The organism is Rubrivirga sp. (assembly GCF_049648075.1).
Lineage (GTDB): Bacteria > Bacteroidota > Rhodothermia > Rhodothermales > Rubricoccaceae > Rubrivirga.
The window spans coordinates 1-6708 of the sequence record NZ_JBARYR010000614.1 but is presented as its reverse complement, the minus strand read 5'-3'; the positions used below and the strand labels follow the sequence as shown (position 1 = coordinate 6708).

The following is a 6708-nucleotide window of genomic DNA, read 5'->3' as shown; positions in this document are numbered from 1 at the left end:
CGGCTCGAGGGCGAGCCCGGTGGCGATACCGCGTTTGGCCCGTCGTTCGGGACGGCCCGTCCCAACCCCTCGGCCGCCCGCGTCTCGATCCCGTTCGCCCTCGCGGCCCCGGGTCCCGTCGAGGTCGAGGTCGTCGACGTGCTCGGCCGGGTCGTCCGCCGCGTCCTCGAGGACGACCTCGAAGCGGGGTCGCACCTCGCCGAGTGGGACGGGTCCGACGAGTCCGGTGGCGCCGTTGCGGCTGGCGTCTACCTCATCCGCTTGCGGTCCGATCTCGGCACCGCTGTCACCCGCGTCACACGCCTCCGATAGCATGACCGCCTTCGCCTGGCGCTGCGGCGCCCTCCTCTTCGCTCTCTCCGTCTCGCCGGCCTGGGCTCAGCTCTCGCCCAACGTCGCCGCCGAGGTCGGTGTCGTGAGCCAGAGCTACACGGTCAACGAGGGCGAGTCCGTCAACGAGCTCGCCGTCCCAGTCCAGATCGGCGTGTCGCTCGACTCGGGCCTCAGCCTGTCTCTCCGAACGGCCTATGCGGACGTGAGCGGAGACGGCCTGACATCGCTCGGCGGCGTCGCCGACACCCAACTCGGCGTCGGGTACCGACGTGCGCTTGGGACCGCGATCGTGGACCTCGCAATTGTCAGCAACGTGCCGACGGGACAGACTGGCTTGACGCAAGACGAGTTCGCGACCTCGACGCGGATTGCGACCGACGACTTCGCCTTCGCCGTCCCGTCGCTCGGCCAGGGCGCTGCGATCTCACCCGGCATCGCGATCGCGTTTCCGGCCGGCCCCAGCACGGCGTTTGGAGTCGCTGCCGCCTACTCAGCCCGATCATCTTACGAGCCGTTCGCTGGGGACTCCCTCAGCTACACGCCAGCAGACGAGGTCGTGCTTTCGGCTGGCTTTGACGCCGCTCTCGGCGCCTTGTCCACGTTCTCGCTCGAAGGATCGTACGTGATCTACGGGGACGACGAGGTCGGAGGCAACACGTTCAGCCCGGGGGACAAGATCGCTGGGACGATGCGCCTGGTCGTCGGAGGGCGTGTGGCGCGCGGGAGCCTGCTCGCGCGGTACCGGCACGTCCTCGATGGCACGGTCGGCACGGCCGACCGCGTTGTCAGCGACCTGCGCCCGTCCCAGGCGCGACTCGCCCTCGGCCTAGCGCTCGGGCCGCCCTCGACGAACGTCGCGCTCTCCGCCGGCGCCCGCTACTACGGATCTATCGAACAGACCGACGACCTCCTCGAGCTCGCCTCGTTCGTGGCCGACCAGCAGCTTCTGGTCGACTTCGGCGTCGCCCCGGTGGTGACGGTGAGCCCAGGCGTCCAGCTCCGAGGCTCGTTCACGTACACTCTCGGCCTGGCCGACAACGTCGGCGGGGCGTCGCTCGAGGGCTACCGGGCGAGCGGAGGCCTCCGCGTGGACCTGTAACGGAGAGGCGGCCTCGAGGACGACCCTGTAACTCCTTCGGCCTCGAGGCCGTCGCGGGAGTGCCCCTCCTTGACGGACGTGGACCACGTGCTGAACGCGGGGCTCTTGGCCCTGCTGGTCTCCCCTCTCGTCGCACTCGCGCTCGCGACCTCGAGGTCGAACCGGTGGCGACCGGCGCTCGCGTTCCTAGCGCTGCTCGCCCTCGATGACCTCCTGACGGTCGGAGCGTTTCTGGTCCCGTCGCTCGGAGTGTTCGGCGGGGACTGGAACTGGGAGGGGAAGGTGCTCAGCGTCATCGGCTCGCTCGTCATCGTCGCAATGAGCTCGCTCTCGTGGCGAGAGGTTGGGGCCACGTTGCGCCAACGGGAAGGCTCGGTCCGCCCGGCCATCATCGCGACCGCTCTGTTCACAGCGTTCAGCTTCGGGATCGGACTCGCATTCGACGGCGGACCGTTCGACCTCGAGACGCTGGCGTTCCAGCTCTCGATGCCGGGAATCGCAGAAGAGCTCGCCTACCGAGGAGTGCTCTTCGCACTCTTGGTCCGATCCTTCGGCGAGGACTCGTGGTGGCCCGTCGCGATCACGTCGGTCGCGTTCTCCATCTGGCATGGCTTCGGCGTCGAGGACGGCGTGGCCAGTTTCGACTGGCTCTCGGCATCGTTCCCGTTTCTCGGCGGGATCGCCTACGGGTGGCTCCGGCACAAGACGGGCAGCATCCTCTTCCCCACCGTCGCCCACAACCTGGGCAACACGGCCGCACTCGTCGGCGGGGCGCTGTAGTCGTCCTCGAGGATGATCCCGCCCTCGAGGACGTAAAGGCCGACTTCTCCCTCGAGGACGAGTCCCGCCCTCGAGGCCGTGAAGGCCGGTACCGGCCTTGAGGACGCTAGAGGTCGATCCGCATGCGGACGTTGAGCGTCCGCGGCGTCAGGCGCGTGGGGACGGCGATGAAGACGCGCTGGCCGCCCTCGTTGCTCTCGACCCACGACTGCGCGACCGTGTTGGTCTGGTCGAACACGTTGAGCACCTCGACCGTCGCCAGCAGCTCGAGCGGGCTGCCGCTGGGCAGACGGCCGATGACCAGCCGCTTGGTCGCGCCCATGTCGAACCGGAAGTAGCTCGGCAGTTTGGACGCGTTGCGGGGGCCGTCGTCGAAGACCGTGATCGAGTCGAACGACCGGTCCTCGTCGCGGCGCGGCGCCGTCGTGGGCAGGCGCGAGCCGTACAGCGTACGCAGGTGCAGGCGCCACGTGTCGTCGCCGGGGACGTAGTCCTGAACGAAGAGGGAGAAGTTGTGGCGGCGGTCGGTCGGGCGCCGGATCCAGTCGCCGCCGCCGCGCGAGGCGAACCGGTCCAGAGTCTGTTCGTCGGTCGCGGTCGGCGTGTAGAACCGTTCTTCGGTGAACAGAAATCCGTAGCTCACCCAACTTTCCAGGCCCGGGACCAACTCGCCGCGAAGCTGAACGTCGGCGCCGGCCGCGTAGCCTTCGGAATCGTTCTCGGCGGAGTAGACCACGCGGACGTTCTCGACGTCGTACGAGATCAGGTTGGTGAACCGCTTGGCGTAGGCCTCGGCGCGGAGCGACAGGCGGCGGCCCGTAAAAAAGTGGTCCAAGCCGACGACGGCCTGGACCGAGCGCGGGCTCGAGATGTCGCCGTCGAGCGTGCGGAAGAGCGACGTGCCCGGCTGCGGGTCGCCGCGGAGCTCGCGGTACGTCGGCGTCTGGTGGTACACCCCGACGGCGCCCGACAGCGACGTCTGATCCGAGACGGCGTACGTCGCGCCCAAGCGCGGCGACAAGGTCAACTCGTCGTTGTACGAGAAAAAGTCGGCGCGGAGGCCAGGCGTGAGCGTGAGCCTGTCGCCGACCGAGATCGCGTCCTCGAGCCAGGCCGATCCGAGCCACGACGCGAACGACGTGTCGGCCTCGAGGACGCTGGCATCGACATCGATGAGCTCTCCCTCGTCGCCTCGGCCTCTGAAGATGGTCCGCTCGCTGATCAGGTCATCGAACGCGAGCCGGCGCGCGCTCCACCCGGCCTCCAAGCTGTGCCGACCGAGACGCGACAAGTAGCGGCCCTCAGCGGTGACGACGGTCTGGCTGATTCGGTTGTTGGTCGTGCTCTCTTGGACCGTCTGGCCCTCGAGCAACCGGTCGAGGTCGGTCTGCGAGCCGCCTGGCCGTTGCTGACGCCGGAACAGGGACGACCGGCTCGAGATGTCGATGTCTTCGAATTCGTCCGTCGTGAACGCCGAGACGCGGTGCTCCATCGAGGCGCTCGTCCCGATCTGGGTCCTCAGCAGGAGCCCGCCAAACCCGATGTCGTAGCCGTCTTCCTCCAAGCCGGAAAAGTCGCGGGCGACGGTGCGGACCAGGTTCGGGTAGATCCCGAACGTCGTCTCCTGCTGCTGAGGCGCGAGCCGGAACCGGTGCCGCGCGTAGAGCCCGACGGCCCGCAGCGACGAGGCGCCCAGGTCCACGTCGACGACGCCCTGGATGTCTCGGAAGTTGGGGTCGTAGCTGCCCTCGAGCTCCTGGCTGGCGAAGAACCGCTGGGGCCGCGCGCTCCGGGCCGCGACGGCGAGCCCGACGCGATCGGTCAGCGCTCCGCTCACGGCGACGCCGGCGTCCAACGTGGAGAGGTAGGCCGTCGAGGTCGGGACGCCCTCGGGCGCGGCGTAGGTCGCGTCGAGGACGGAGGCCAGCTTGCCGCCGTAGCGGACGGGGAAGCCACCGGCGAACAGGGTCATCCGGCTGGTGAGGTCGCCGTTGATGAGGCCGAGCCCTTCCTGCTCGCCCTGTCGGATGCGCAGCGGGCGGTAGATCTCGAAGCCGTCGATAAAGAACTGGTTCTCGTCGTAGCTGCCGCCACGGACGGAGAAGGCGTTCGAGAGCTCGTTGTTGGACGTCACGCCGAGCTCGGTCTTGACGGCCCGGATGGCGTCCTGGACCGGGAGGGGCATGTCGCGCACGGTCCGCGGGTCGATCCGCGAGACGCCGACGCCTCGATCGGCCGTCGCCTCGACGGCCACGTCGCCCAGGTCACCGGTCGCGACCTCGAGGACGGCGTCGAACCGGGTCACCTCGCCCCGTCGCACGTCGATGGTGTCGCGGACGGTCGTGTAGCCGACGAACGAGACACGGATGGGGTAGCGCCCCTCGGGAATGCGGAACGCGTACCGGCCGTCAGTGCCGGTGTTGGTCCCGAACGAGGTCCCCTCGACCAAGACGGACGCACCGACGATCGGGCCATCGGCCTCGAGGACGCGGCCGGAGATCTCGCCCCACGTTTGGGCGGACAGGGGCGCTCCCAGGAGAGCGGCGAGGAAGAGCCCGGCGAGCGGGCGGACGAGCAAGCGCATAGAACCGTCAGGCGGTGCGGGCCGGGGCCAGCAGAGGATCGTGTGCCGAAGACGGAATAGGCGCGTGCGTGCGTGTGCGGGACCGTGGGAAGATACAGCGGCCTCGAGGGCGGTCCAGGGCAGGTCCGGGCGCCCGGGATGGAGATGGGGAGTAGCGGGCACGGGGCGGCGACCTCGAGGACGGGCGGCGACCTCGAGGACGGGCGGCGACCTCGAGGACGGACGGAGACCTCCCCCTGTCCCCCTCCTCGGATGAGGAGGGAACTCGATCTGGCCGCTTCTGAGCTGGAACCAATTCGCGACCCCGAGGACGCGCCGGCCCTTCCCCTTCCGACGTTCTCCGTCTTGTCCTCGAGGGAAGCGCTAGAGCCGTGTCCCTAGCTTGGAGTATGGCCAGCCGCCTTCCCGTCTCTCTCTTCCCCGCCCGGATCGCTCGCGCGGTCGCGGAGCGCGTGCAAGACGTGGTCGCGGAGCGGACGGCTCCGCCCGTCGTGACAGCCGTCCGACGTGAGGGCCTCACCGACCTGGGGTCGCGAGCCTTGGCCGAGCTCCACGAGTGCGTCATCGAGGCCGAGCAGTCTGACCTCGAGGGCACACTGGCCGTCGTCGGCGACTGCGGGGCCGCCATCGTCGCCGCCGACGCTCGGATTTCAGCGCGCGAAGTCCGGGTCTACGGCATCACACCGGAGAGCCAGCCCGACCTCGAGGACGCGATGACGCGGCACGGGTTCAGGCCCGCGACCACGCGCATCACCATCGTCGAGGCTGGGTCGGATCTCGAGAGCGCCGTGATCGCGGTCGGCTACGCGCCGGACGACGAGGCCGTCGCGCTCTTAGCGCCCGAGCTCGGAGCCCAGGGGGTCCTGCTCGTCGCTGGCCCCGGACGGTCCGCCGTCGACGCGCTCGTCGAGGACGGGGCGTTCCGATCGCTCTCGCGGGGGGGTGTCTTCGTCGTGCAGCGCGCTTGACCCGGAGCAGAGGGCGGCCTCGAGGCCGAGGCTACTGACCGGTTCGGACGACGAAGTCGTCGCCCGCGTCTGCCGCCGCGTCGTCGGGCTGGAGCGTGACCACGAGTTGCCGGACACCGGGCATGCGACGCTCGAGATGCTCGGGAATGCCACGGCCGCCGGCGCTGTGGAAGCTTCCGTTGACGTGGACCACCAATCCGCCCGGATTTTGCGCGAGCCACGTCGCGACAACGTGCGCCATCGACACGTCGCGCAGGTTCTGGGCCGCCAACATGTCGTCGACGCTCGGGCCCCCGTGACCGGCCATGCCCCCCATCAGCTCGCGGAACGCGGCTTCGGTCGCCCGGCTGACGGGCGCGATCGGAAGCGGAGGAAGCGTCGCGAGCGCGTCGTCCTCGAGGCCGGACAACGTCTCGCCGCGGGCCAGTCGGCGCACGTAGCGAGCCGGCGCGTTCGTCGCGAGAACGGGCGCGCCGGACAGCTTGGCGGCCTCCACCATCGGCCGGTAGTCGGTCGCGTAGTTGCCCCACGGCCGAGCCACGGCCTGAAGGTCGCGCTCCTGGATGTGACCGGCGAGGTACTCGTCCAAGACGAGTTGGACGTCGGTCTCGAACATCTCCAGGCCGAGCGCGACGGGCCGGTCGGCCTGCGCGAGGACGGCCTCGAGAATGGCGAGTTGGGCGACGTGAGCGACCGAGTCGTCGTGGATCTCACCCAGGTAGACGACGTCGGCCTCGAGGGCGGTGTCGATCACGACCTCGAGCGAGGACGGTCCGGCCCAGTCGAGGTCGGTGGGCTGGGCGGCGGCGCTGGTCACGAGCAGCAGGCTGAGGAGGGCGGTGCGCATTAGTCGTCGCTCTTGCGGGAGCGCGACCGGCGGCGGCCTCGGCGCGGGGCGTCGTCTCCGTCGGCGGTCTCGACCTCGAGGTCGGACCCGTCACCGG

General features: G+C 69.7%; 6 protein-coding genes. 4 read left to right on the top strand and 2 right to left on the bottom strand.

Features of this window, described 5'->3' with window-relative positions:
* From WBA11_RS16830 to WBA11_RS16820, 3 genes are all read left to right on the top strand, one after another.
* Positions 1–312, top strand: a 312-nt coding sequence (locus WBA11_RS16830) for a FlgD immunoglobulin-like domain containing protein (RefSeq protein WP_424521804.1), incomplete at its 5' end; no start/stop codon positions are given.
* A gap of 1 nt (position 313) precedes the next feature.
* Entirely contained in the window at positions 314–1432 is a 1119-nt protein-coding gene (locus WBA11_RS16825) for a hypothetical protein (RefSeq protein WP_424521803.1), read from the top strand.
* A gap of 78 nt (positions 1433–1510) precedes the next feature.
* Positions 1511–2212, top strand: coding sequence for a lysostaphin resistance A-like protein (locus tag WBA11_RS16820; protein ID WP_424521802.1), 702 nt, complete (start codon positions 1511–1513; stop codon positions 2210–2212).
* Between the two features lie 106 nt (positions 2213–2318).
* On the opposite strand, the gene WBA11_RS16815 is transcribed toward WBA11_RS16820, so the two are convergent.
* Positions 2319–4796 carry a TonB-dependent receptor gene (locus tag WBA11_RS16815; protein WP_424521801.1) on the bottom strand — a complete coding sequence of 826 codons (2478 nt, stop codon included), beginning with the start codon at positions 4794–4796 and terminating at the stop codon, positions 2319–2321.
* A 389-nt stretch (positions 4797–5185) separates the two neighbouring features.
* On the opposite strand from WBA11_RS16815, the gene WBA11_RS16810 reads away from it, so the two are divergent.
* Entirely contained in the window at positions 5186–5764 is a 579-nt protein-coding gene (locus WBA11_RS16810; protein WP_424521800.1) for a hypothetical protein, read from the top strand.
* Between the two features lie 31 nt (positions 5765–5795).
* Here WBA11_RS16810 and WBA11_RS16805 read toward each other — a convergent pair whose 3' ends face one another.
* Complete coding sequence (locus WBA11_RS16805) at positions 5796–6611, bottom strand: ChaN family lipoprotein (protein ID WP_424521799.1); 816 nt, start codon at positions 6609–6611, stop codon at positions 5796–5798.
* Positions 6612–6708 lie beyond the last annotated feature (97 nt).